1 pseudogene is annotated in these 926 nt (G+C 69.8%); it reads right to left on the bottom strand.

Annotation, left to right across the window (positions count from 1 at the left end):
* Positions 1–770: pseudogene (locus ACFQGL_RS32155) on the bottom strand (hypothetical protein); the annotation flags it as partial.
* Positions 771–926 lie beyond the last annotated feature (156 nt).

The raw sequence follows: 926 nt of genomic DNA, 5'->3' as shown, positions 1-926 counted from the left end.
GCGATGTCGGAGGTGCCGTCGCCGTCGTAGTCACCGGCCAGGGGAATGTCGCCCGGTTGGCCCCAGTCGCGGGCCAGGACCTTGCCGTAGCTGTGCCACTCCCGGATCGACGGCCGGAACACGGCGATCTCGGAGGTGCCGTCACCGTTGTAGTCGCTCAACGAGACTCTGTTGCTCAGCACGTCCACGATGATCTGCGCGTCGCCCGCCTCGGGCTGGTACCGGCTCGGGTATGCCGAGACCTGCACCGCCTGGCACACCTCGCCGATCGGCGCGGTCCGCCAGGTGTTGTTGGGGTACTTGGTGAGCATCTTGCTGAGAAACTTGTTGGTGGCCACGCTCGGGTTGAGCCGCTCGGCGACCGTACCCCAGGAGGCGCGCTGCTGGAACAGGCCGAGACTGTCGTGGTCGACCTCCTCGCTGATGTTCCGGATGCCGGTCTCGACGATCGTCGTGGTGATGGCGATGACGGCGGCACGTTCGTGGAGGCCGCGCGCCCGCACCGCCTCGATGACCTTGCGGGCGCACGAGACGCGGTAGGCGTCCATGTAGCCGCGCATCTTCGCGCCCAGGAGAGCGTTGAGGCGGCTGGCGAGTGCGCCATCCGCGCTTGTCGGCCCGCCGGAGACGCAGGGTGCGAGATCGTACGCGGCGGCCAGGCCGATCGGTTCCGGCTGTGCCGTGCTGGCGACCGCGGGGCTGGCGGCGTAGACGGACCCGGTCACGACGGTGACCGCCACGAGCCTTGCCAGCATCTTCGTCGGTGTCATGACGTCCTTCGTTCGAGGGGGGCGAAGGGCCGCCCGGGGGGCGCCGGGCGACCCTTCATTTCCCCCGGGGGTGGGTGGGGGTTGGTGCCCGTGCCGGGTCGAGGGTGGGGAGACCTGGCGCGGGTGGTGTCAGGGCAGGTAGGAGCCGGTGGGGAT

It is taken from the genome of Micromonospora vulcania, from assembly GCF_042658605.1.
Classification (GTDB): domain Bacteria; phylum Actinomycetota; class Actinomycetes; order Mycobacteriales; family Micromonosporaceae; genus Micromonospora; species Micromonospora vulcania.
The sequence above is the reverse complement of the archived record's forward strand: the minus strand, read 5'-3'. Positions and strand labels throughout refer to the sequence as shown.